The sequence below is a fragment of the Bacillus sp. SIMBA_005 genome (genome assembly GCF_046535585.1).
In the GTDB taxonomy this organism is placed as follows: domain Bacteria; phylum Bacillota; class Bacilli; order Bacillales; family Bacillaceae; genus Bacillus; species Bacillus pumilus.
Genome location: NZ_JAWRWI010000516.1, coordinates 1 through 267 on the forward strand (window position 1 = coordinate 1; position 267 = coordinate 267).

Below are 267 nucleotides of genomic sequence, written 5' to 3' on the forward strand. Positions count from 1 at the left end.
CCTCCTGATCCCCGAGACGGATGAGCTCTGGATCCGCGTCGCGTTCTTCGTCGTCGGACTGCTCGTCCTGTCGGGGGCGACCGGTCTCTACATCGGCGCCGCGTTCGGGCCGGGCCCGCGAGACGGGCTGATGACGGGGTTGCACCGGCGCACGGGCTGGCCCATCTGGGTCGTCCGCACCGGGCTGGAGGTGACCGTGGTCGCGGTCGGATGGGCCCTCGGCGGGAACGTGGGCATCGGCACCGTGGCGTTCGCTCTGCTCGTCGG

The 267-nt window shown here is 71.9% G+C and carries 1 protein-coding gene; it reads left to right on the top strand.

Translation table 11 applies throughout. The features are described from left to right. Positions 1-267: YczE/YyaS/YitT family protein (locus SB660_RS21130; RefSeq protein WP_410584346.1), on the top strand; the 267-nt coding region annotated here is incomplete at both ends.